This is a genomic window from Spirosoma foliorum (genome assembly GCF_014117325.1).
In the GTDB taxonomy this organism is placed as follows: domain Bacteria; phylum Bacteroidota; class Bacteroidia; order Cytophagales; family Spirosomataceae; genus Spirosoma; species Spirosoma foliorum.
The window spans coordinates 5982602-6006384 of the sequence record NZ_CP059732.1; the positions used below are offsets into that span (position 1 = coordinate 5982602).

Annotated in this window: 17 protein-coding genes; 9 read left to right on the plus strand and 8 right to left on the minus strand. The window is 46.3% G+C overall.

Annotated features, from left to right (window positions below; all coding sequences use genetic code 11):
* Positions 1-22 precede the first annotated feature (22 nt).
* From rpoC to H3H32_RS25330, 8 genes are all read left to right on the plus strand, one after another.
* Positions 23-4372, plus strand: coding sequence for a DNA-directed RNA polymerase subunit beta' (gene rpoC / locus H3H32_RS25295; RefSeq protein ID WP_182458542.1), 4350 nt, complete (start codon positions 23-25; stop codon positions 4370-4372).
* Positions 4373-4686: 314 nt separating this feature from the next.
* Positions 4687-5229 carry a hypothetical protein gene (locus tag H3H32_RS25300; RefSeq protein WP_182458543.1) on the plus strand — a complete coding sequence of 181 codons (543 nt, stop codon included), beginning with the start codon at positions 4687-4689 and terminating at the stop codon, positions 5227-5229.
* A 475-nt stretch (positions 5230-5704) separates the two neighbouring features.
* Positions 5705-7969 (plus strand): CRTAC1 family protein, encoded by a 2265-nt coding sequence (locus H3H32_RS25305; protein ID WP_182458544.1) that lies wholly within the window; start codon positions 5705-5707, stop codon positions 7967-7969.
* A 117-nt stretch (positions 7970-8086) separates the two neighbouring features.
* Complete coding sequence (locus H3H32_RS25310) at positions 8087-9151, plus strand: cobalamin-independent methionine synthase II family protein (protein WP_182458545.1); 1065 nt, start codon at positions 8087-8089, stop codon at positions 9149-9151.
* A 74-nt stretch (positions 9152-9225) separates the two neighbouring features.
* Positions 9226-9780: a carboxymuconolactone decarboxylase family protein gene (locus H3H32_RS25315; RefSeq protein ID WP_182458546.1), complete on the plus strand. Its 555-nt coding sequence runs from the start codon at positions 9226-9228 to the stop codon at positions 9778-9780.
* A gap of 120 nt (positions 9781-9900) precedes the next feature.
* On the plus strand, positions 9901-10230 hold the full coding sequence (locus H3H32_RS25320; RefSeq protein ID WP_182458547.1) for a putative antibiotic biosynthesis monooxygenase: 330 nt from the start codon (positions 9901-9903) through the stop codon (positions 10228-10230).
* Between the two features lie 66 nt (positions 10231-10296).
* Positions 10297-10548: a hypothetical protein gene (locus H3H32_RS25325; protein WP_182458548.1), complete on the plus strand. Its 252-nt coding sequence runs from the start codon at positions 10297-10299 to the stop codon at positions 10546-10548.
* Between the two features lie 184 nt (positions 10549-10732).
* Positions 10733-11731 carry a sulfite exporter TauE/SafE family protein gene (locus H3H32_RS25330; protein WP_182458549.1) on the plus strand — a complete coding sequence of 333 codons (999 nt, stop codon included), beginning with the start codon at positions 10733-10735 and terminating at the stop codon, positions 11729-11731.
* A gap of 47 nt (positions 11732-11778) precedes the next feature.
* Here H3H32_RS25330 and H3H32_RS25335 read toward each other — a convergent pair whose 3' ends face one another.
* The 8 genes from H3H32_RS25335 to H3H32_RS25370 all read right to left on the minus strand — a co-directional run bounded on the left by H3H32_RS25335 (position 11779) and on the right by H3H32_RS25370 (position 22599).
* On the minus strand, positions 11779-14643 hold the full coding sequence (locus H3H32_RS25335) for a TonB-dependent receptor (RefSeq protein ID WP_182458550.1): 2865 nt from the start codon (positions 14641-14643) through the stop codon (positions 11779-11781).
* A gap of 467 nt (positions 14644-15110) precedes the next feature.
* The gene (locus tag H3H32_RS25340; RefSeq protein ID WP_182458551.1) at positions 15111-17678 is read right to left on the minus strand and encodes a TonB-dependent receptor; all 2568 of its coding nucleotides are present in this window, start codon (positions 17676-17678) and stop codon (positions 15111-15113) included.
* Between the two features lie 348 nt (positions 17679-18026).
* Complete coding sequence (locus H3H32_RS25345; protein WP_182458552.1) at positions 18027-18620, minus strand: YbhB/YbcL family Raf kinase inhibitor-like protein; 594 nt, start codon at positions 18618-18620, stop codon at positions 18027-18029.
* A gap of 93 nt (positions 18621-18713) precedes the next feature.
* Complete coding sequence (locus tag H3H32_RS25350) at positions 18714-19400, minus strand: hypothetical protein (protein ID WP_182458553.1); 687 nt, start codon at positions 19398-19400, stop codon at positions 18714-18716.
* Positions 19401-19532: 132 nt separating this feature from the next.
* The gene (locus tag H3H32_RS25355; protein ID WP_182458554.1) at positions 19533-20651 is read right to left on the minus strand and encodes a hypothetical protein; all 1119 of its coding nucleotides are present in this window, start codon (positions 20649-20651) and stop codon (positions 19533-19535) included.
* Positions 20652-20653: 2 nt separating this feature from the next.
* On the minus strand, positions 20654-21370 hold the full coding sequence (locus tag H3H32_RS25360) for a hypothetical protein (RefSeq protein WP_182458555.1): 717 nt from the start codon (positions 21368-21370) through the stop codon (positions 20654-20656).
* A complete protein-coding gene (locus H3H32_RS25365; protein ID WP_182458556.1) occupies positions 21342-21899 on the minus strand; it encodes an RNA polymerase sigma factor in 558 nt (185 codons plus the stop codon). The genes H3H32_RS25360 and H3H32_RS25365 overlap by 29 nt, the downstream gene beginning before the upstream one ends.
* 247 nt (positions 21900-22146) lie before the next feature.
* Complete coding sequence (locus H3H32_RS25370) at positions 22147-22599, minus strand: winged helix-turn-helix transcriptional regulator (protein WP_182458557.1); 453 nt, start codon at positions 22597-22599, stop codon at positions 22147-22149.
* 96 nt (positions 22600-22695) lie between these two features.
* Between H3H32_RS25370 and H3H32_RS25375 the strand changes: the two genes are divergently transcribed.
* Positions 22696-23544 carry an SDR family oxidoreductase gene (locus H3H32_RS25375; RefSeq protein WP_182458558.1) on the plus strand — a complete coding sequence of 283 codons (849 nt, stop codon included), beginning with the start codon at positions 22696-22698 and terminating at the stop codon, positions 23542-23544.
* The last annotated feature ends 239 nt before the right edge of the window (positions 23545-23783 follow it).

Here is a 23783-nt window from a genome sequence, read left to right on the forward strand (position 1 = left end):
CCTTAAATTAAACCTCCAACCAATGTCGTTCAAAAAGAACAAGAAACTCAACAGCGACTTTGCCAGTGTGACGATCAGTCTGGCATCGCCGGAGTCTATTTTGGAGAGTTCCTACGGCGAAGTGACACAGCCGGAGACCATCAACTACCGGACCTACAAACCCGAAATGGGCGGCTTATTCTGCGAGCGCATTTTCGGGCCTGTAAAGGACTGGGAATGTCACTGCGGTAAGTACAAGCGGATTCGCTATAAAGGCATTATCTGCGATCGTTGTGGCGTAGAAGTAACCGAGAAAAAGGTTCGCCGGGAGCGTATGGGCCACATCGAACTGGTGGTGCCTGTTGCGCATATCTGGTATTTCCGCAGCTTGCCGAACAAAATTGGGTATCTGCTGGGCCTTTCGACCAAAAAACTCGACCAGGTTATTTACTACGAACGCTACGTAGTTGTGCAACCCGGTGTTAAAGCCGAAGATGGCATCAACCAACTTGACTTCCTGACGGAAGACGAGTATCTGGACATCATCGATAAATTGCCGAGCAGCAACCAGCACCTCGACGACAAAGACCCCAATAAATTCATCGCCAAAATGGGCGCTGAAGCGTTGGAAATGTTGTTGTCGCGAGTAGAGCTTGATGAGTTATCGTACTCATTGCGCCACGCTGCTGCTACCGATACATCACAACAACGAAAGGCGGAAGCGCTGAAACGATTGAAAGTCGTTGAAGCATTCCGGGAAGCCAATGGCCGTATTGAAAACCGTCCAGAATGGATGGTGATCAAGATGGTTCCGGTTATTCCACCCGAATTGCGCCCACTCGTCCCCTTGGATGGTGGTCGGTTCGCCACTTCCGATTTGAATGACCTGTATCGTCGGGTAATCATCCGGAACAACCGTCTGAAGCGTCTTATCGAAATCAAAGCTCCCGAAGTAATTCTCCGTAACGAAAAACGGATGTTGCAGGAAGCTGTCGATTCGCTGTTCGATAACTCACGTAAGGTAAACGCCGTTCGTTCGGAGGGTAACCGCGCGCTGAAGTCGTTGTCTGACATGCTGAAAGGGAAGCAAGGTCGTTTCCGTCAGAACCTGCTTGGTAAGCGTGTCGACTATTCAGGTCGTTCGGTTATCGTGGTTGGTCCCGAATTGAAACTGCACGAGTGCGGTCTGCCGAAAGACATGGCTGCCGAATTGTTCAAGCCGTTTGTTATTCGCAAACTGATTGAGCGGGGCATCGTGAAAACGGTAAAATCGGCCAAGAAAATTGTTGACCGGAAAGACCCTGTTATCTGGGACATTCTGGAAAACGTACTGAAAGGTCACCCTGTTCTGCTGAACCGGGCTCCAACGCTTCACCGGTTGGGTATTCAGGCATTCCAGCCGAAACTCATCGAAGGTAAAGCTATTCAGTTGCACCCACTCGTTTGTACCGCCTTCAACGCTGACTTTGACGGTGACCAGATGGCCGTTCACGTGCCACTGGGCCAGGAAGCTGTCCTTGAAGCGTCGCTGCTGATGCTGGCGTCGCACAATATTCTAAACCCTGCCAATGGTGCGCCGATTACGGTACCATCGCAAGACATGGTATTGGGTCTGTACTATGTGACTAAAGGTCGCAAGAGCATTCCTGAGTACCCAATTGTGGGTGAAGGTATGACGTTCTACGGTACCGAAGAAGTAATTATTGGTATCAATGAAGGTAAAGTTTCCAAGCACGCCAACATTAAGTGCCGGGTGAAAGTCCGGGACGAAAATGGTGACCTTGTCTGGAAAGTTATCGATACTGTAGCTGGTCGTCTGTTGTTCAACCAGGCCGTTCCTGAAGAAGTTGGTTATATCAACGAACTTTTGACGAAGAAGAAACTGCAACAAATCATTGCGTTGATCTTCAAAATTTCGGGTGGTGCACGGACGGCTCAGTTCCTTGATGAAATCAAAGAACTTGGTTTCCAGATGGCTTTCAAAGGCGGTCTGTCAATCGGTTTGAGCGACATCATGATTCCTGAAGCAAAACAGCCATTGGTTGAAGAAGCCAAAGCTGAAGTTCAGGGTGTTTGGGACAACTACCTAATGGGTCTGATTACGGAGAACGAACGTTACAACCAGGTTATCGATATCTGGACGCGCGTAAACTCCCGTTTGACCGAGACGCTGATGAAGCAACTCGAAGCCGATCAGGGTGGTTTCAACTCAATCTACATGATGATGCACTCGGGAGCCCGTGGTTCTCGCGAGCAGATTCGTCAGTTAGGTGGTATGCGGGGTCTGATGGCTAAGCCACAGAAAAACCTGCAGGGTTCAGTTGGTGAGATCATCGAAAACCCAATTCTGTCGAACTTCAAAGAAGGTCTTGACGTATTGGAGTACTTTATCTCTACCCACGGTGCTCGTAAAGGTCTGGCCGATACAGCTCTGAAAACGGCTGATGCTGGTTACCTAACCCGCCGTCTGCATGATGTAGCCCAGGATGTTATTATCAGCGAAGATGATTGTGGTACCTTACGTGGTCTGCAAGTATCAGCTCTGAAAGATAACGAAGATATCGTTGAGCCACTGTCTGAACGGATTTTGGGTCGTACTACGGTCCACGACATCTACGATCCGCTTTCGAAAGAACTGATCATCGCTTCTGGCGAATTAGTTACCGAAGAAGTTGCCGCTCAGATTGACGAAACGAGCATCGAAACGGTTGAAATCCGTTCGGTATTGACTTGTGAGTCACGTCAGGGTGTTTGTGCTAAGTGTTACGGACGTAACCTGGCATCGGGTCGTATGGTCGACATCGGTGAGGCTGTGGGTGTTATCGCTTCTCAGTCAATCGGTGAGCCAGGTACTCAGCTAACCCTGCGTACCTTCCACGTGGGTGGTACGGCGTCGAACATCGCTGTCGATGCCTCGATCAAAGCGAAATTCGATGGTCTGATCGAACTGGAAGAAATGCGTACGGTTGAGTCGGAAGATGCCGAAGGAAACCCACAAACGGTCGTAATGGGTCGTTCGGGCGAAGTTCGGATTGTGAATCCTGACGATCGTAACCAGGTGCTGATCAGCAACAACGTTCCATACGGTGCGTTCCTGCGGGTGAAAGAAGGTGATATAGTGAAGAAAGGCGACGACATTTGCGCCTGGGACCCTTATAACGCCGTTATCCTGTCTGAATTGACCGGTACGTTGAACTTCGACGCTATTGAAGATGGTATCACGTATCGTGAAGAATTCGATGAACAGACCGGCTTCCAGGAGAAGGTAATCATCGAGACTCGCGATAAAGCGAAAAACCCAGCCATCGTTGTTCAAGGCACAACAACACTTTCGTTGCACCTGCCCGATAACGATGGAGGTCCGTTGCAGAAGAGCTACAACTTACCTGTTGGTTCGCGTCTGGTTGTGAAGGAAGGTCAGAAAATTAAAGCTGGTCAGCCGCTGGCGAAAATTCCACGTAACGTTGGTAAAACCCGCGATATCACGGGTGGTCTGCCACGGGTAACGGAATTGTTCGAAGCACGTAACCCGTCGAACCCAGCTGTTGTAAGCGAAATTGATGGCGTTGTAACATACGGTACGATCAAACGGGGTAACCGTGAAATCTTCATCGAGTCGAAAGACGGTACGAAGAAGAAGTATCTGGTGCCTCTGTCGAAGTTCATCCTTGTACAGGACAATGACTTCGTTCGTGCTGGTGCTCCGTTGTCTGACGGTGCCATTACACCAAGTGATATTCTGGCCATTAAAGGTCCGACCGCTGTTCAGGAGTATCTGGTAAATGAAATTCAGGAAGTTTACCGTCTGCAAGGGGTGAAAATCAACGATAAACACATCGAGGCCATCGTGCGTCAGATGATGCAGAAAGTTGAAATCATCGACTCAGGCGATACTAACTTCCTCGAAGGACAAGTTGTTGATAAGTGGGCTTTCCGCGAAGAAAACGACAAGATCCTGGACGCTAAAGTGGTTACGGATGCTGGTGACTCTGTTAACTTCAAACCAGGTATGATCGTAACAAGCCGTCAGCTTCGTGACGAAAACTCAAGCCTGAAACGTCGTGACATGGCGCTTGCTGTTGTTCGCGATGCGATGGCCGCTGTTTCGCAACCAACGCTGATGGGTATTACTCAATCATCGTTAGGTACAGACAGCTTTATCTCGGCGGCTTCCTTCCAGGAAACGACGAAGGTATTGAGTGAAGCCTCTATCCGTGGCAAACGTGACGTACTTGACGGTCTGAAAGAGAACGTTATCGTAGGTCACTTAATCCCAGCCGGTACAGGTCTCCGTCGTTACCAAGGCACTATTGTAGGGTCGAAAGAAGAACTGGAAACAGTTACCGAATCGCGCGAACAATTTGCCCGCAGCAAGAAACGGGCGACGGTTTAAAACGTCGATCTAGTTATACAACAAAAATGCCCCAGCCATTTCTGACTGGGGCATTTTTGTTTATGTCATCTATAGCCTTTAATCCTCTGCCTTATGATTAACACATTTTTACAGCCATATTGACTACATCGATGATTTTCTAAAAGACAAGCGTGATTTTGGGCTGTATATATTAGGCTATGAGGGCATTAGAGACCCTTTCAAAGCCCAAAATCACGGTAAATTATACTCTATTAAATTACAAGAATTAGCAGAATTTGACTTGGATTATTTGATCCATAAGTTTACTTTTACCAACAAAAGATCGCTGCACCTTGAAACGTATTGTCTCCGTTGGCCTGCTTAGCTTATTGCTCTGCCACATACTGGCTTATATGCTGGTATTGGTGAGTATAAACGGGGAAGAAGAGCGTGATTTAACAAATCGTCTGACAGTATATCGAACGGTCGATAGCATAGTAGAGTTTTACGTTCCTTTACACGAAAAGGCAGATGAAACGGTTCTCAAGAAGCAATCATCTGAAGGATTTGCATATAAGGGTAGTTTCTACGAAGTGGTGCGGTTAGAAATGCAGAATGACACCCTGCACATACTCGGATTTGCGACCAAAACCCGCTCAATCTGGCAACAGGATTTACTTAGTTTCATCGAACACCAGTTTATCGGCGAATCAGGCCGGTCGCAAAAGAAAGCTGGTCATTTGTTGAAAAATTTATTAAAAGAATATTGCCCGTTTGATAAACCGGCAATTTATACAATGCCCAGTCACTGGCGTGAAGCGGTGAAAATCCCTTCAGTTCTAGCACTCCTGACCGACCGCGCCGTGCCGGTTCAGTCTCCCCCTCCAAGGGCCTAATAAGGCCATATCGACTACCTGAAACTTATCGAGGTTATTGCATTGCAATGATTTATTACGAGAAGCTTTATGCTTTCTCGAATAAGCAAGCGCTTATCCAATTTATACTCCCTTCGCTCTATACGCTCTCTTCTGTCAATTATCAGAAACAGCAGAGAGCGTGTAGAAGTCACTGGGGTTTATTGGACAAGGTGCTCGCGCATGCAGGAACGTCCGTTCTTCAGGTAGCTCATTTTCTTTTCTGTCTTTTCCGGTAGATCAATCAGCTGGGTTTTATGGCTATATCGCTAGCCATCCATGCTCATTTTTCTACAAGATAGATTCGTCCCTACTGTCATACCGTCAGGTTTGGCTATCAGGATCAATCTGCTGGTACTAAGCTAGTCAGGCTTAAAAGCCTGATCACTAGCGGTGATTTTACTGCCTAAATCTGTCCATTGAGTCATCTTGATGGGGCAGCTGCATATTTCCTCACATGAAAAAACTTTTATATGGCCTGATAGGTCTGGCAACTCTGCTAATTATTGTAGCAGGGTACTACTCCAAAAAGCCAACATCACAAGAGCAGATGGTCCACTTGCTTGACCAGGTAAATTATAAATTTAAGGATTACCGCAATGATTTTAGTCCTGAGTCACAGCTAGCTCATATGGACTCCACAACGGAGCAATCGGGACCGATTGAAGGGGCGATGTTTACAAAAGCCAATACGCTGATGAAATTAGGCGAAGAGGAAAAGGCAATCGTTGTTCTTGAAAGTCTGGAAAAAATTATCAAGAAAGATAACGCGACGGCACGGCGATTAGTCCTGGGTGAGTTAGCGATGGCTTACCTACGCTTGGGAGAACAAACGAACTGTGTTGCCAAACATTCTGCAGAGTCCTGTATTTTACCGATCCAGGGGTCAGGCATCCATAGCAATCAGACAGGCTCAAAAAAAGCAATTGCGCTATATGAATCCCTCCTGAATGAATACCCGGATGATGTGGAATCTCGCTGGCTACTCAATTTGGCTTACATGACTCTGGGCCAATATCCAAAGCAGGTTCCTAAAGCGTGGTTAATCCCCAACATGGTGGACACAACGCATCAAATCAATCCGTTTCAGGATGTGGCTAAAAGCTTGAAGCTGGATGTGAACAATATGGCCGGAGGAGTTGTGGTCGAAGATTTTGACCATGATGGTTATTTGGACGTAGCCCTCTCAGCCTGGGGACTTGATGAGCCTATGCATTATTTCAAGAATAACGCGAATGGCACCTTCAGCGATCTTTCGGAAGCTTCTGGTTTACATCAGATTACGGGCGGTTTGAACATGATGCAAACCGATTACAATAATGATGGCTTTGCCGACATCTTTGTTTTGAGAGGAGCCTGGCAAGGGGCTTTTGGTGAGCAGCCCAATTCGTTACTCAGGAATAATGGCGATGGTACGTTCACGGATGTAACGATTCCAGCCGGGCTTCTTTCATTTCATCCAACCCAAACTGCTACCTGGAATGATTTCAACAACGATGGTTGGGTAGATGTATTTATTGGTAACGAAACGTCCAATTCATTTCAGACAGGTGCTGGGAAAATGCATCCCTGCGAATTGTATCTGAATAATGGCGATGGTACGTTTAAGGAAGTTGCTAATCTGGCTAACTGCAACATTGTTGGGTACGTCAAGGGAGTCACATCGGGCGATTATGATCATGATGGCTGGAAAGACTTGTTTTTATCGACGGTAGATGGCAATCGGTATCTACTGAAGAACAAGGGATTACGTGATAAGATGGTCCATTTCGAGGATGTATCGCTGGAAGCCGGTCTGCGTAAAGAGACAGGAAATTCCTTTACAACCTGGTTCTGGGATTATGACAACGACGGCTGGCTGGATATTTTCGTTTGCGATTACACCTTTCAGGGATCGCTGGCGTTTTACGAAGCCTCTGAAGCTCTGCATAAGCCAATAGGACAGGCTGGTACCATTTATCTGTATCATAACAATCAGAATGGTACGTTCACCAATGTTTCGGCTGAAGCGGATCTCCAAAAAACGACCTTCTCTATGGGAGGTAACTTTGGCGATATTAACAATGACGGCTTCCTGGATATGTACCTCGGGTCGGGCAATCCAAATTACAAATCGCTGGTTCCCAATAAACTGTACCTTAGCCAGGGTGGAAAATCATTTGCTGATGTAACGGCGCCTGGACGCGTGGGACATCTGCAAAAAGGTCACGGGGTATCGTTTGCCGATATGGATAATGACGGTGATCAGGATATCTACATCGAAATGGGTGGAGCCTACGTTGGCGATGGCTACCAGAACGCCTTCTATCTTAATCCTGGCCAGAATACGAACAACTGGATTTGCTTTAACCTGACGGGAACGAAGGCAAATCGACTGGCTATTGGGTCGCAGGTGAAGCTAACTTTTCGGGAAAACGGTATTAAACGGACTATATATCGGGACGTAAACTCTGGCGGTAGTTTCGGAGCCTCCCCCCTACGTCGGGAAATTGGCATTGGCCGTGCGACGATCATTGATGAAATCGAGATTCGCTGGCATGGCTCTAAAACGGTTCAGGTATTTCGGAATGTTAAGCCAAATCAGTTCCTAAGCATTACCGAAGGCAGCAACACATTGAATCGAGTGGCACTCAAAACCTTGAATTTCAGCAAGGAAGTTGCCCCTATTTGCCGTACGCCTGTAGCATCAGCGGCTGCAACCGTCAATCGCAAGTCTAACTAACTACGTCAGTCGGTCTCTATGATGGCGCGGACGTTTATCCCCGAGACCGACTGACAAATCCATTCATCACTCAACCAGGCTTTTGGCCATGAAAACTGGCATACTCATTAAAAAAATATGAAAATCTCAACAGAATTAATCGGTAGTATTCCACGTCCAGTATACCTGCAGCAAGCCATGACTGCTTTTTCGTCAGGACAGCTCAATGCTCAGGAATTGGGTAAGTTAGCCGATAAGGCAACTAAGGAGACGATCCAGGAATTGGAAAAATTAGGTTCGCCTATCTTGTCTGACGGAGAGCAGTCGAAGCCCAGTTTCGTTACTTATCCGCTACAAGGTCTTCAGACCCTGGCCTCTGATGGGGTAGTCATTCCATTTGCCGATAGTCATACTCGTCAGTTACCTAAGCTAACGGCTGGCCCTTTTCATTATACAACCTTTGCCAACTCCTATCTTCATAAAGCGCAGGAGTTTTCGTCACTGCCCATAAAGCAAGCCGTCATTTCGTGCTCAGCAATAAGCTTGTTGTATCCGCAGGAAGGCATTGATGGTTACTCACGGGATCAATTTTTAGCGGATTTAGTCAATGACGCTGAAGCCGATATTCGGACCTGTTTGAACAGTGGTGCTTATAAAGTACAGATTGATTTTACCGAAGCCCGATTGGCCATCAAACTAGACCCAAGCAAGCAGTTACTTGCGGCTTTCATCGACCTGAACAACCAGGTACTGAATCGATTCTCTCCCGAAGAAAAACAGAAGATCGGTATTCACTCTTGCCCCGGTGGTGATCATGATTCTACGCACAGTGCTGATATCCCTTATAGCGAATTATTGCCTTTACTCTTTTCATTGGAAGCAGGCAATTTCTATCTGGAATACGCAGCTGAGACAGACAAGAAGGCCGTTCTCAATGCTATAAAACAATCCATACGACCAAATCAGCGCGTGTTTTTGGGCGTTACGAATGTTCTTGATCCTCGCGTAGAAACTCCTGAAGAAATCCGGGATTTGATTCTGGAAGCTGCCGACGTTATTCCTATTCAACAACTCGGCACTACCGACGATTGCGGCTTTTCACCCTTTGGCGACGATACATCTACGGCTCGAGAAATTGCCTTTGCAAAAATCCGCGCCCGACTGGAGGGCACCAAATTAGCCGAACAAGCAATCACCGCTTAAAGAAAGTCGATTACTAATTGACGCTTAAACTCATCAAACGAAATACACAGGATAACTTCGAAAAGACTACTAAAATGGCACATATTCAATTACCCGAAGGATTACCCGGCATCTTAGGCCCTATGGCGTTCAGCCCGCAAACAACCAAACCATTAAACGAACTGGCTGAAGTTCTACTCCGCACAAACGATACCTTAAGCCCAGCCGAACGGGAAACCATTGCCGCCTTTACTTCGCGCCGGAATGATTGTTTTTTCTGTTCAACGAGTCACGGTGCAGCGGCCGATTACCTGCATGGCCGGGAAGCGAATGTTGTTCAGCAAACGTGGGATAATTACCAGACGGCACCTATTTCACCCAAATTAAAAGCGCTATTAACCATTGCGGCCAGTGTACAACAAGGCGGTAAACAAGTAACGCCAGAGCAGGTCGAATTGGCACGTGCCGAAGGCGCAACTGACAAAGATATTCACGATACGGTACTGATTGCGGCTGCTTTCTGCATGTACAATCGCTATGTAGATGGGCTGGCTACCTGGGCACCTCAAGATCCGGCCGTCTATGCCGATATGGGCGAAGCCCTGGCCACAAAAGGCTATGTGCATTTCAATGAGCCACAACCAGCTTAACTCCACAATAACGGCTTTAAAAGTTTTAAACTAGATTAGGTTGACATATACCCCGGCTGCGCTGTAGCCGGGGGCATATTGAAAAAAATTACGTTAAACGATTTCTAACGCCTTTACCCTATGAAAACAAATAAATGGAAGATGTTGCTGCTGGTTTGGTCGGCTATGTTTCCTTTCAGCACTGCAGTAAGTTATGGTTTGTCGCAGGTGTCTTTTGTCGCACACTGGCCCTTAGTCGCCCGAACATTTTGTTTAACCTGTCTGCTAGTACCCTATATGGTATTTTTAGCATTACCGTTTTTAACCAAACGATTCCAGCACTGGCTGCAACAAAATCCGCACTCAACGCCTGGTCAATTCAGTCAGTCAGAGCAATTGCTGATTGATCAATCAACTAAAATTCAGTCTGAAACCAGTCGCGTTTCACCTCAACAATACGTGTTATCATAATTATACGCTGGCATTTTTGCCCACGAGCTTTACCAATTAATTCATTCTATTTCACCCAAACAAAGTATGGAAACTCCAAACGAACAAGTGCTGAAAAATCAGGAATCAATTTTATCCAACCAAGAAAGTATTCTCAAAAACCAGGAGGCTATCCTTAAAAACCAGCAAACACTGGATTCGATTCTCGATAATCAACAAACGATTATCAGTAATCAGGATAGCATTTTAGGTAATCAGCAGTCTATCCTCAAAAATCAGCAAACGCTGGATGCTATTTTAGCCAATCAGGAGACAATCTTAAGTCTGCTGAAAAAGTAAGTTGTAACTTCTAGAAGTTATGTCGGATTGTACCCACGGGCTGAAGCCCGTGGGTACAATCCGGCCAATCAATACAGTTATGGATTACAGTTTAACCGGGACTGGCATGGTAAATGCACGACCAGTTCCGGTTATTAGTTATTATCATTTACGTTGCCAATACTCACAGTTTCAGTACCCCACCATGACTACATCTGCGCGGCCTGCCCGACGTATTCCGATCCTGTACATTCTTTTTCTCATCAGTGTCTTAAGCGGCTGGATTTACTATATCTCATCACTACCCGACATTAGCTTCCTGGCGCGTCGATGGGCTGCTTCATTGACAATGGTATTTGGATCGTTTATCGCAGGTTCAAGTCCGGAAGGAAGCGCGGCTATTTCATATCCGATTTTTACGCTACTATTAAAGATTCCACCACCTGTAGCCCGCAATTTTTCGTTTGCCATTCAGAGTATTGGCATGACCTCGGCCTCACTCTTAATTCTGGGGCTTCGGGTTCGGGTAGACTGGAATTACATTCGTTATGTCACACTCGGCGGAGTGTTCGGATTGATTTTCGGAACGTATTATGTAGTGCCCCTGGTGTCGCCCGTGATGGCGAAACTCTTTTTTGTATCACTCTGGCTGAGTTTCGGCATTACGCTCTGGCGCGAAAACCGCCGACCACAGCGCGAAGTACACGATTCAATTACACCCTTTTTACCCGTTGACAAGCGGAGATTGGCTTTATTTGGTATTGTGGGCGGTGTTATTTCATCAATTTTCGGTACGGGCATCAACATTTTTACGTTTTGCCTCGTCACGATTTACTACCGGTTGAACGAAAAAGTCGCAACTCCCTCATCAGTTATTATAATGACGATAGAGACGTTACTAGGCTTTTTTCTGCATGCTCAGGTTCTGCACGATTTTAGTCAGGAATCGTTCGAGTTATGGTTGGCATGCGTCCCAATTGTTGTTTTCTTTGCTCCGTTGGGTGCGTTTGTCATTACGAAACTCCCACGCGAGTCGATTGCCCGTCTGTTGTATGTGATCCTTTTCGTCCAGTTTATTGGTGCAATGGTGGTTATTAAACCTTCGCTACCCCAACTGTTGCTTTGTGCCTGTACACTTGGAGGAGGACTAGGTCTGTTTGCGTTACTGGCCCGATCGCAACGAACAGGTACTGCCGCCAGTTGATACACTCCTCAGGAAAGGCACCTGCTTCCGTTAAATCAGGCAGATGCCTACCGCATCAATTCATCAAACGTAATGCTCAGGTAGTACAAGCCACCGATTCGTGCCAGACCATAGCCCTGAGAGTAATATTTGTTCAGGATGTTTGTACCACCCAATTTGACAATCGATTTCCAGACCGGGACTTTGTAGGATACCTGAGCATCTAAACTCGTCCAGGCAGGCAACCACACATCGCCTGCTGTGATGCCCTGTTCAAACCACATTCGTTCCGTCCAGCGAAACGAGACGGTAGCGCCCAATCGATCTATTAGTTGCGGATTGTTCAGACTGATGTTGTAGCGATTTTCGGGCGAGTTGAAGTAATTACGTCCTTTCTGAACAACTTCCGGGTTGCTCATCTTCCGCTTAATAATGGGCGCACCCGCATTATCATTAATTACGTTACCCTGCGCATCCCGAAGCGTTACTGTTCCAACCTGATGGGCGTAGTTTCCACTCAGGCTGAACCCCTTGCCCAAACCATACTCCGCTCCTACTGCCCAACCGTTTACAAAAACCTCGTTGGTGTTGTTATAATTGATTTGGAGCACCCGATAAGCGTTTGTCGTCAAATCGGAGATTTGACCAGTAGTCGGTTGATAAAAGCTCTGAGCAACAATAAAATCGGAGTATTTACTCTGGAAATACGTTGCATCGATGTATAGCTTATCCTTAAGCAAAGTTTTATAGCCAACTTCCCATGTCTTGATCTTCTCCGTCTTGAAAGTAGTGGGACTATAAGCACGACCCCGAAGTTGGTCTTCGGTGATACGACCGTTTAAATAATCATTCACGTCGCTGTCCAGGTAAGCGGGATTTGACACCAACCCGGCCGACTCTGCCACCGACTGTAAACCACCCACTTCTCCCGCTTTACCAGTACCGGGAACAGAAAACAACTGATTTGGCGAGGGATTTCGAAACGCTGACTGCCATGATCCCCGAAAATTATGCGGGCCAATACTGACCACCGCCGATGCCCTCGGGCTGAAACCACCGTCTAAATACTGGTTTTTATCGTACCGAACCGCTACAGTTGGCTTCACGGTTACCATGCTTAACTTCACTTCTTTCGAAGCCTGTATGTAAGCGCCATACTCATCGATGGTATATTCTGAACCGTCTGGTTTCAGCGCAACGACTGTACCACCCGTATTGAGCGCGTAATGTCGAATACTCCCTCCTACAATCACCTCTGCAACCTCCAGGAATTTGGAGAGATTGTACATGCCCTCATAATGCCATAAGGCCGAATTATCGCGAAAACCGAGGCCTTTTGCCCCTCTATACCCCGGAACTGAATCGGTATTGTATGTCTTGGCAAACGCATCGCGCACCGCATTGAAGCGGTCTGAGCCAGGTAAGTAGCGCCCCCGATCGGCAGTGGCGCGGGAGTCGCCAACAATAAATTTGTTATCGATATAAACCTGACCAAACTCCGCAGCCCACTGCCCAAGCGATTTCCAACTGTTATTGATCGCAGTAGCCATTTGACCAATGTTCCAGGCTTCAGCTTTTTGTTGGGTCGTATAGGCTCGCAGAAAGAAGTTTTCGCCCCGCAATTCAGCCTTAATCTGATGCCGCTGATAGTCGGGGAAGTATTCACGGAAGTTGGCAGTACGAATAAAATTGCCGTTTCCGTAATACCACCCTACCGATGCTTCAATGTTTCCGGGCAGCTTGTAATGCAGCGATACATTGGCCCGGTTGTTAAATACCTTCCCATTATTTCCCAGCAGCTCTAATTCTGTGTACCCTGTACGAGTCACTAACTTATTCTGCAACAATACATTGGCATAGTCTTTTGGGAAGGTATATGCACTGCCATTAGCGGTTATTTCGTCGCCATATATGTTCAGGCCATCGTACTGAAAATTTGTATTGGCGTTGCTGTTCTGTAAATAGCCAATCCCCGTTGCGATACCTACCCGATTCGGATCGGTCGCTAAAAAGTTAGCCCGCGAACGAGTCTGGCGATCGCTATAATCGTCGGCAATGAAATCGGTGCCGCTAAACCGCTGAAAATTCACTTTAAACGCAAACCGGGGGCTGACTTCTTTCGCATAACGAATGGCGACGTCGCCGTAGCCTTTTGGTCCAAAATCATCTTTCCCGAAATTATTAGCGCCAACCTTTAACTGAACACTTAGACCCTGATACGTAAATGGATTTTTACTCGACGTGAACATGAGCCCCTGCATCGCATCGGGTCCATACAGTGCCGACGATGCCCCCGGAATCAGCTCAATATTATCGATATCTAAATCCGATATACCCGCTACGTTCCCAAAACCGAACCCTAAACCCGGTGAACGGTTATCCATACCATCGGTCAGTTGCAGAAAGCGGCTATTATTATTCGAACCAAATCCACGAAGATTTACGGTTTTAAATGCCAGGCTTTGTGTCAGGAAATCAACGCCTTTTACGTTCTGAAGCGCATCGAAGGGCGTAGCAGCAGGCGACTGCTGAAACTGTTTTGCGCCTAGTTTTTCGACCGTTACAGCCGCTTTCTGGATGTCTTCTGGAACACGGCTAGGCGCCAAAACAAGTTCGCCTGTTATAACGGTAACAACTTCTTCGGAAAGTTTCACCGTGAGGCTCCGGAAATTGTTTCCGCGTACCAGTACATCCTTCCGCTGATAACCTATAAAGGAGACACTTATGGTTAAAGGCAGCTCGACATTGGTTTCTAGTTCAAACTGTCCATTATTCTGTGTAGTAGTGCCAATGTTCGTTCCACGGATTAGTATGGTAGCCCCCGACAAAGGTTGATCTTTATCATCGGTTACGATACCAGCCATATTAATTTGCGCCTGAGCCGTTACCCCGCCCAGAAGCATAAAAGTCGATAGAAGAAAGAGTTGCCTCATATAGGACGTGTTGAGTAAGCAATACTGTAAGAAAGGTAAACAAAATTAACAGAAAACAGAAAAGCTGTTTACGTTACCTCTGATAACGTAAACAGCTCCCGCTAATTGAAAAAACTTATGATTTGGCCACCCGTTTATCGACTAATTGTGGCAAAAATCATCCTATCAATTCCTGATTTTTGATTGGCCGAATCTGTCTATCCACACCATTTTTCATATATACCTGATATTCTAAGTACTCAAGCATAAATAGCTTAGGTTATTTTGAAAAGGCGTTTTTGTCCTGCTGACGAAGGAAGCATCTTCGGGTGAGGCTATTTATCCGGCTACCAAAGATGCTTCCTTCGTCAGCAGGACAAAAAATAATCTACTGTATTTTAGTCGACCTACTTATCTTCTTTTCTTTAAAATCAAACGGGTCGCTAAACTTTAGCAACCCGTTTGATTTTAAGAGAAAGATAGTTCAACTAGAACGTGTAGCGTAATGTAGTTCCGTATGTTCTCGGATCGCCAACAATACCGGCATAATGCCCGGCACTACCTGGAGCTGCCAATAACTGCTCATAATAGTTTGTGTTGAACAGGTTTCTAGCCCAGATAAAAATCGAAATTCCACTGGAAGCTCTAAAGCCAAGGCGACTGTTTACCAGCGAGTAGCCATCGATATTCAAATATTGAGAGGGCGACGGACTCGACGAAAACGACGACCGATAGAAAGCGTCTACGCCAAAGAAGTAATTTCCTTTTAAACCGATGAGCAGTCCAGGAGCGGTTACTTCGCCACCTACTGAACCCGACCATTTTGAAATACCGGGCAACACACCACCCGAAATGTCTTTGAAAGCTTGATCACCGCCTGTTTCTTCGAGCGGTACCGGCGCATTCGTAAACGATACGTATTTACCATCTGTATAGGCAACAGCTGCGTTAAGCGTTAACCGATTGGCAATTCGCACATTTCCATCGACTTCAACACCCGTCACACGCACTTTCTCCGCATTGGCCAGATAGCCTCTGTTTACACCCGGTTCAGGCGTTTGTACCTGTGTCTGAAAGTCTTTGATTTCTGTGTTATAAAATACCAGATTCAGGATAGAGTTCGGTGTTGGTCGTGTTTTCAGACCAACTTCGAAGTGATTTACGTGCTCTGGCTTCACTCTGGCCAGGTCAAGCAATGTTTGGCCATTGGCCGTTGGCAATCCACCAATATTAATGCCGACAGGTTTGTAGCTGATCGCATAGGTTCCAAAGGCATTGATGGCTCTCCCAACTTTATATTGCAGAGTGACCTGGCCAGAGAAATTACCCTCCGATACGTCTGTATCGAACGCCTGATTCGTATAAACTGCGTTTTTTAACGCTAGCAAAGCTGGATCTGTTGTTTGCAGACCTCCGTAGGTTTCGCGTTTATAGTTGGCTACTTTCTTGTCGTAGTTATACCGGACACCGGGTAAAATGTGGAATTTGTCTGACAAGGCCCAGTCAAGTTGACCAAAGGCAGCTAGTCCTGTGCTCTGAATGCGGTTGGTTGTCCGGATACCAAAGTTATCGAACAGACCTGGTGTTTTCCAGAGTGCGCTCGTTGAGCTTTGCGCAAAACGCCATTGAGCCGAGCCCGCTTCTTCGGTCTGTACGGGGTCCGATTTCAGATCCTGCCAAAGACCAAACAAACCAACAACACCACTCAATTGGGGTGTAATTTTACCCGCATAGCGTATTTCCTGCGACCACTGATCATGAACCGAGTTACCGGACGAAATCGTAAAGACAGGTAAGCCGATATAGTCACGGTCATTCAGCGGAGTCCACTGCCAGTGACGCCACGCTGTGGTAGATGTTAATGTACCGTTTCCGATTTTAATATCTGCATTTACAGATACGCCACCCAGCTTGTTATCTGCTTTTGACGGCGTATCCAAATCAACGATCCGTTCGAAAGCGCTAGAATACGGAAGTTTATAATTTAAATCGGCAATGATAGCATTGAATTGACGATAGGCAGCCCGTTTGGTCGGAACAACACCGGCTACCGGCCAACCGTACCCATTCGGTTTTTGTGACGAAATATCCCCGATTATCGTGATTTTAACATTATCGCTTGGCGTGTACAGGAGTTGTGTCCGCACACCAATATTGTTGATGTCGTTAATGGGAAGCTGGGTGTGTACATTGTAAAACGTCCCGTCTCGTTGTGTACCCGTAAACGATACCCGCGCAGCAAGTTTTTTACTCAGTGGCCCCGTCAGTGAACCTTTAGCCTGGATGTACCCGTAATTACCATAACTCAATTCAAAACTTCCGCTCGGGGTAAAGCCAGCAGCACGCGTTGTAATATTAAATGCCCCCGCCGTCGTATTCTTGCCAAACAACGTTCCCTGAGGCCCTCGCAACACTTCAACCTGTTCAATATCGATAAAATCGAGTGCTGTAGCTGCCGGGCGAGCGTAATAAACACCATCGACATAAAACCCAACACCAGGGTCAATCCCGTCGTTTGTCAACCCATACGTAGAGCCTAGGCCACGAATATTAAGCGTTGTATTTCGGGCATTGGAAGCATACAACTGAACGGTAGGCACCAACTCTTTTAATCGGTTTACGTTGAAAGCGCCAGCATCTTCGGCACGGTTGCCACTAACAACGGAAATCGGAATGGGAACTTCCTGGGCCGATTCCTGACGACGACGAGAGGTGATTACGATATCGGCTAATTGATTACTCCCTTCATCAAGTTTAATCTCGTTATTACCTTCATTTACAATCACGTCTTTGGTTTGATATCCTATAAAAGAGACAACGACTGTGAACGGAAGTTTTTGAGCGGTCAACAACTTAAATTCTCCATTTTGATCTGTAACCCCGCCATTTGTTGTTCCTTTAATGACTACGGTTGCCCCAATCAAATTTTCGTTGGTGCGTGAATCAATCACCCGTCCAGTCACTGTTGAATTTATAACTGGTGCATTTTGTGCGAATGAAAATAAGGGGATAAGAATGGCCCCAATTAAAAAAACTGACGTTAAAATTTGTCTCATACTGGTTTATTACTAATTGCTGTTGGTGGTTCTGAGCATGTATATTTCTACATTCTCCCTATTCTCCCGGTTGTAGATAGACTATTAGTACTTATAGTCTATTGAATTAATAGGTTATACAAAACAGCAGTATCTTCCTGTCACTTCCAAATAAAAGGAAGTAAATTCACCTGGGTCGATCGATTTTCTTGATTAAAAAATAGTTAAACTAAAAATAAGCCAATAAAAAGCCTTCATCTATACACTGTGATGGCTTTAGTATTGGTTTTATCCAGCAATACGGATAGTATAGTCAATATACAGAGACCAATTAGAGTAAACTGGATGGTCTTTTCTGCTCTAAATTCGCTACTGAAAATAGCCCGTCAGTTCGCCATAGCCTACTATATGACCACTCATCGCATCGAGAAGCGCATGTTTATCCGGAACAGCTGAAAAGGAAAGTAGTTGATCAAGTGCGTAGATTCGAAACACATACGCATGTCGACCTGCGGGCGGGCAGGCAGCCATAAATGCCTGATTACCTATTGAGTTTTTACCAACCTTACCGCCCAGCATATGCATCTGCTCATCGCTAACGGCTTCGGGTATACTATGCACCGAGCCGGGCAAATTATATATAGTCCAGTGCGACAAGTTAAACACGGGAAAAGCAGGCGTGGGAACATCATAGTCAGTTGCCAGAATCACATAGGATTCAACCGCAGGTTGATCTGTTTCCCACATCAAAGCAGGCGATATGCCCTTTCCCCGACAACTGCAATCCTCGGGTATATCTCCGTTTGGTGGAAAGGAACGACTCGAAAGCGTTATATTTTTTTTGAGTGTGGCAAGATTTTCTTCCTCACTCTGTCGACCAGTTTTTGCCCGAATGTGCATGATCAGTACTACCAGACTAACGAGTAGTAGCAAGCCCACCGGGAGTCGCCAATAGTTACGCATAAAAAAGTCGGTTAAATGCACACGCGCATCTAACCGACTGTTCCTAAAAAAGTTTAAAATCAACTACTTACGCACTAAATAATCTCTAGTTGATTAAGCAGCCCGACTACTTTGTGGGCGACGTAAAATGGTTGAGCGCAACGGGCCCGCACTGGTAAGCGCTTCTTCAATTACTTGCTCCGATACCATTCCTAGATGATTAGCACGTTTCAGCACATAATCGAATGGCATATTAAAATAATTAGCCACTTCGCTTCGGAAACTATCCGGAAACCGGGTTAATCGCAGACCGAAGAATTTACGCACTTCTGTTTCGGGAAGCATAGCTGCCAGCGCCACACGTTCAGCTTCGGCCAGTAATTCTTTTCGTACCGGAAACAGATACTCAAGACCAACGGAGGCTGTTAAAATATTCAGAAAGAGGTTTTTATACATAGCCGACAATTCGGCTGGCAAAATAACCCACCCCTGCTCACGAAATTTACCCGAAAAGCCCGTCAGCCCCTGTTCGCCCCTAATTTCACCGGCAATAAATTCATCCGGAAAACGTAGTCGCTCATCGGTTTTCTGTAGCCGAAACACAACGGCTTCAACGGGGCTTTTGTGAAATAAAAGCGTAGCAGGCATGGCACGCGTATTTTCCCACTGATCGGTCATACGCATAAACAGACTCTCGTTAACAGGTAAGTTATCGGAGTTGCCCAGACTAATCAGTATTTGGCGGAAAGCGGCCAGAAAATCGATCTGGAGCTGACCTGGATTCGAACGTCCTTTTTTCATGCGGCTTGAGTAGCCAGACTGTTGATTTTAGGATACCAACACCCAGCTCATTAATATAGTTGTTTGTTGTAAAATCGGGGAGGTAAATATACACAACAAACCGCTGATTACAAAGGGATAACACAAAGATAATTAGAGCCCTACAACTAGCCTCAATCCAGGAATTACGTTCTTAAAAAAGCCATTCATATAGAAGTCTGACTGGACTTTAAATACCTTATTCTGATAGACTGTACCACCAAATCGGATCGTGTTAGAATCAAAATACGAGCCTCTTCGATAAACAGGTAGTCCTACGTAAAACGAAGCAATTTGACGACTAAAATTCGTGAATCGGCTGCCCTTGTTTGCCCGGTAAAAAGCAATACCAACGCTCAGAAAATCGTTTCGAAACGTTTGAAATCCACCATCAGCTGCCTGTTGAAAGAAGAAGTTTGACGTATAGCCTACCTGATAGCCAATACGCTTAAACTGACTCGGAATCAGCTGAACGTCAAAATTGAGCGACGGCACCCATTGTTTACGAATCAATCCTACGCCCACTCCTGGTTGTAAACTCAGAAATGGGCTAGCTGGCGGGCCAACTCGTTGCACGTTGGTTTTGTTATCGATACCCTGAATTAAGGCAAACGATATTCTAGGATTGGTCAGGTCGTGGTTTTTGTACGCTCGTGTTGCATCAATCGCCTGTTGCAATCGTTGATTAATACCTCCTTCTTCTTTAAGCAGGCGCTCAATATCGCGGAGGTTATTGACGAATAGGTAAATACTAAAATCATCTGGAATGGCTTGTGACGTGGATGATACCCAGACAATCTGGAGTGTGTCCTGCTGGATCTTCATTTGTAAAGGCTCATCTCCATCTCGAAACCGAAACGACGCGGTCGACTGAGGAGTATAACGCAAGGCAATAGATCGATCTGTTTCGCCAAGCCGAACCAGTGCGTGAGTCGCCTGAGTTGGGCTTTGGGTGGTATCTTCTACTTTATGATAGTCGGCAATAACCAAGCGTAATACAGAGTCAACATTTTTTCGGGCCAGCAGCTGCGTGTATCGGTCAAATCCAATAAGGAGCGTATTTCGTTGACCTAACTCGACTTCAATCTGGTTAAGGCCAATAAACTTTCGTTTGGCGCCCGTTTCGGTTAGCAGCGGACTTTTCGGTTCGGATAGATGTGAGCTTGTCGATTGAGATATAGCAATCCTGACTATGCTCAACAGGAGCATAGTAATTAAACAAAATAGACGCATGATTATTGGTTTGGTTTATGTGTTAATGGGAGTGTAAAGGCAGGGCGGCTTCCGTCGGAGACAGATTCGGCACGACCACCAGTACCTATTCGGACAAAATTTTCGGCGGGGTAAAGTTTAGGGCGCGTTTCCTCTTCGGACCGCAATTCGTTTTCGTGAACAACCTTAAATCGGTGCTTCGGTGCCGACATCGCAACACTGGGCTTTTGTGCTTCCGGTTCCGACTCTACCAGAAGCGACACTTCTATACTTCTGGGCACTTCCGTCGTTTGGGCAACCGCTTCTATGGGTTCTGTTACGAATGGGGTGGTTTTGGCCTTTCGTGTTTCTTTCTGATCGCGGTGCTTTTGTAAGGCTAAAACAGGTTTTTCTTTTCCATCCACTACGGGCTTTGATCGGGCTACATCAGCACTAGAATTCGGTTGGTATTGGTTAGTTAACAGCCTCTTAGGTTTATGGTTTCCAGTAGCCACAATACTATGTTTGCTAGTCGATGTATATAACCAGAAGTAGCCTAGAGCTAGTGCCAGCAAGCAGGCGGCAGCCGCCCACCATACCCAACCCGTCAACCGACGAGCTGGTGTTTGCTCTAGTTCGGGTCGCAATTGGCCCCATAAACGCTCCGAGTTGAAGGCTGAGCCGGGCGGTGGTGTATCGGGGAGTTGGCTAAGTGTCTGCCGCACCCATTGATCAGGAAATTCGTCGGGTTTCTGCTTCATAGCCATGTTGTGTTAACCAGGTTTGCAACAGCGCACGCGCCTTACTTAACTGTGATTTCGATGTATTTTCAGAGATCCTTAACTGCTCGGCAATCTCACGATGTGTATAGCCTTCAATAGCGCAGAGATTAAACACCGTTCGGTAGCCAGTCGGCAATTCTCGTATCAGTGCATAAATCCGTTCGGCATCCAGCCCCGAATCAGGCAGCGGCTCTGCGGCAGGTTGCTCTTCGGCTTCTTCTTCTGCCTGAAAAAGCGGTAAGTGCCGATTGGCTCGCAGGTGCTGCAAAGCCTCATTAACCACGATGCGTCGGAGCCAGGCATCCAGACTAGTATCGTCTCGGTACGAGAATTTATCAATCCCACGAAATGCTTTCAGAAACGCATTCATCAGCACTTCTTCAGCCTCTGGCTCATTCCGAACGTACCGTAAACTCACCCGAAACAATCGATTAGCATACTGATCGAACAGCCGTTTCTGGGCAAAGGCATTACCTCGCTGGCACTGTTCAACAAGTTGCTTCGACATACGTTTGGCTAGTTTCACTAACAGAAATGCCAGGTTCAGCCAAAGGGTTGCCTGATGTTCAAAAAAAAGCGTCTGTTTTTATAAACAGACGCCAAGATGGTGTAGATGGTGCGAACGTCCACGTTCGTACCGACTATTCTCCGGCCTCTGGCCGGACGAAAAATAATAAACCAAACCCGGCCAGAGGCCGGAGAATAGTCAGCACGAACGTAGACGTTCGCGCTATCATCGTCGCATTAGTGAGCAGTTAATTAAGCGACACTGAATCAATAACCTTTCCCTCACGAGCGTCGAACCGTGCTCTGGCTTCCAGAATCTGATTACTGTGCGTATTCGCCCATTCACCCAGCGCCAGCATCTGCACCAATAGACTTTGCCCTAAATCAGTCAATTGATATTCGACGCGAGGGGGAATTTCGGGATAAACCCGACGTGTGACGATACCATCCCGCTCTAACGTTCGAAGCGTTACGGTGAGCATCCGTTGTGAAATTCCATCGACTCGTTTCTTCAATTCATTGAACCGGAGCGTACCAGCCTCACCCAAATTAATAATGGATAACGTCGACCATTTATCGCTAAATCGCGCCATAATGTGCCGAATTGGACAAATACCGCCATCATCTTCGACATCCTCTAAAATTTTTTGCAACTTTTCCTGTACACTATCTTCCTGAGAATCAACAATAGTTCTTTCCATGTGCCTGACGCAGAATAAAGTGCCTTCTTGTGGCACTTCTAATGACTAAATACCTTTGAGTTACCAAAAGTAACTAAGAAACTAAAAATAACAATCATGATCGCAATTACCGGAGCCTCTGGCCATTTAGGAAAAGCCACGCTCGAATTCCTGCTCAGAAAAACCACTCCCGAATCGATTGTTGCCCTTGTGCGCGATCCCCAAAAACTTGCCGACTTTGCCGATAAGGGCATCTCCATTCGGCAGAGCGATTACGCTGATAAAGCATCGTTCGTAACAAGTCTGGCTGGCGTCGATACGCTTTTGCTGATTTCCAGCGCAGCGTTAGGCGATGAGCGTGTTACTCAACACAGCAATGTAATCAATGCTGCGAAAGAGGCTGGTGTAAAGCATATTTTCTATACCAGCGCTCCAAACCCATCACTGGAATCGAGCTTCACTCCCGCTGTTGACCATTTTCGTACCGAAGCCCTAATTAAGGAGTCTGGTCTGACGTATACCATTTTCCGCAATAACCTTTATCTGGACGTCTTGCCGATGGTTGTGGGTGATGCCGCAAAAACTGGTAAGCTCTATTTCCCTGCCGGAGATGGCAAAACTAGTTTTGCTCTACGCCGAGATATGGCAGAAGCACTGGCTAACGCATTGACCAGCGAAGGTCACGACAATCAGATATACGATATTGGCGCAACGACCGCCTGGTCGTTTAGTGATCTGGCCAATAGCATTAGCCTTGCTGGAACAACCGTTGACTACATCGATATTCCAAGTAGCGATTACGAGGCCGAATTGGCAAAACATCTGCCTCCCGTTGCGGTCAAGATTTACGCCGGAATGGCTGAGGGGATTAAGAAAGGGGATTTTGACACGCCATCGCCAACGCTCGCTAAGTTGTTGGGCCGTGAACCCGTCAGTTTACAAGACTACTTTAAAACGTTAGGTTAGGGTCAAACTTATTTAAATTTTTCGTTTTGCCTGTTTTTGTCATTTCGACGTCAGGAGAAATCTTAAACTTCCTAACTAAGCGAGCTTGAGCTTTCTCCTGACGTCGAAATGACAGAAACAGGCTATTCCACGTTTTTTTTTGAATTCATTCATAAACAGCGCAAATAGAACGTATATTCCCGGTTATGCAGTTTATGCTATCAGGAAAGGCTATTTTTGCCATACAATCCATCTATTTT

Coding starts and splice junctions, on each gene's coding strand:
- H3H32_RS25360 (WP_182458555.1), bottom strand. CDS start 21,370: ATGAAGCAGAAACCCGACGAATTTCCTGATCAATGGGTGCGGCAGACA.
- H3H32_RS25375 (WP_182458558.1), top strand. CDS start 22,696: ATGATCGCAATTACCGGAGCCTCTGGCCATTTAGGAAAAGCCACGCTC.
- H3H32_RS25325 (WP_182458548.1), top strand. CDS start 10,297: ATGGAAACTCCAAACGAACAAGTGCTGAAAAATCAGGAATCAATTTTA.
- H3H32_RS25355 (WP_182458554.1), bottom strand. CDS start 20,651: ATGCGTCTATTTTGTTTAATTACTATGCTCCTGTTGAGCATAGTCAGG.
- rpoC (WP_182458542.1), top strand. CDS start 23: ATGTCGTTCAAAAAGAACAAGAAACTCAACAGCGACTTTGCCAGTGTG.
- H3H32_RS25310 (WP_182458545.1), top strand. CDS start 8,087: ATGAAAATCTCAACAGAATTAATCGGTAGTATTCCACGTCCAGTATAC.
- H3H32_RS25340 (WP_182458551.1), bottom strand. CDS start 17,678: ATGAGACAAATTTTAACGTCAGTTTTTTTAATTGGGGCCATTCTTATC.
- H3H32_RS25330 (WP_182458549.1), top strand. CDS start 10,733: ATGACTACATCTGCGCGGCCTGCCCGACGTATTCCGATCCTGTACATT.
- H3H32_RS25315 (WP_182458546.1), top strand. CDS start 9,226: ATGGCACATATTCAATTACCCGAAGGATTACCCGGCATCTTAGGCCCT.
- H3H32_RS25305 (WP_182458544.1), top strand. CDS start 5,705: ATGAAAAAACTTTTATATGGCCTGATAGGTCTGGCAACTCTGCTAATT.
- H3H32_RS25320 (WP_182458547.1), top strand. CDS start 9,901: ATGAAAACAAATAAATGGAAGATGTTGCTGCTGGTTTGGTCGGCTATG.
- H3H32_RS25350 (WP_182458553.1), bottom strand. CDS start 19,400: ATGAAAAAAGGACGTTCGAATCCAGGTCAGCTCCAGATCGATTTTCTG.
- H3H32_RS25345 (WP_182458552.1), bottom strand. CDS start 18,620: ATGCGTAACTATTGGCGACTCCCGGTGGGCTTGCTACTACTCGTTAGT.
- H3H32_RS25365 (WP_182458556.1), bottom strand. CDS start 21,899: ATGTCGAAGCAACTTGTTGAACAGTGCCAGCGAGGTAATGCCTTTGCC.
- H3H32_RS25370 (WP_182458557.1), bottom strand. CDS start 22,599: ATGGAAAGAACTATTGTTGATTCTCAGGAAGATAGTGTACAGGAAAAG.
- H3H32_RS25335 (WP_182458550.1), bottom strand. CDS start 14,643: ATGAGGCAACTCTTTCTTCTATCGACTTTTATGCTTCTGGGCGGGGTA.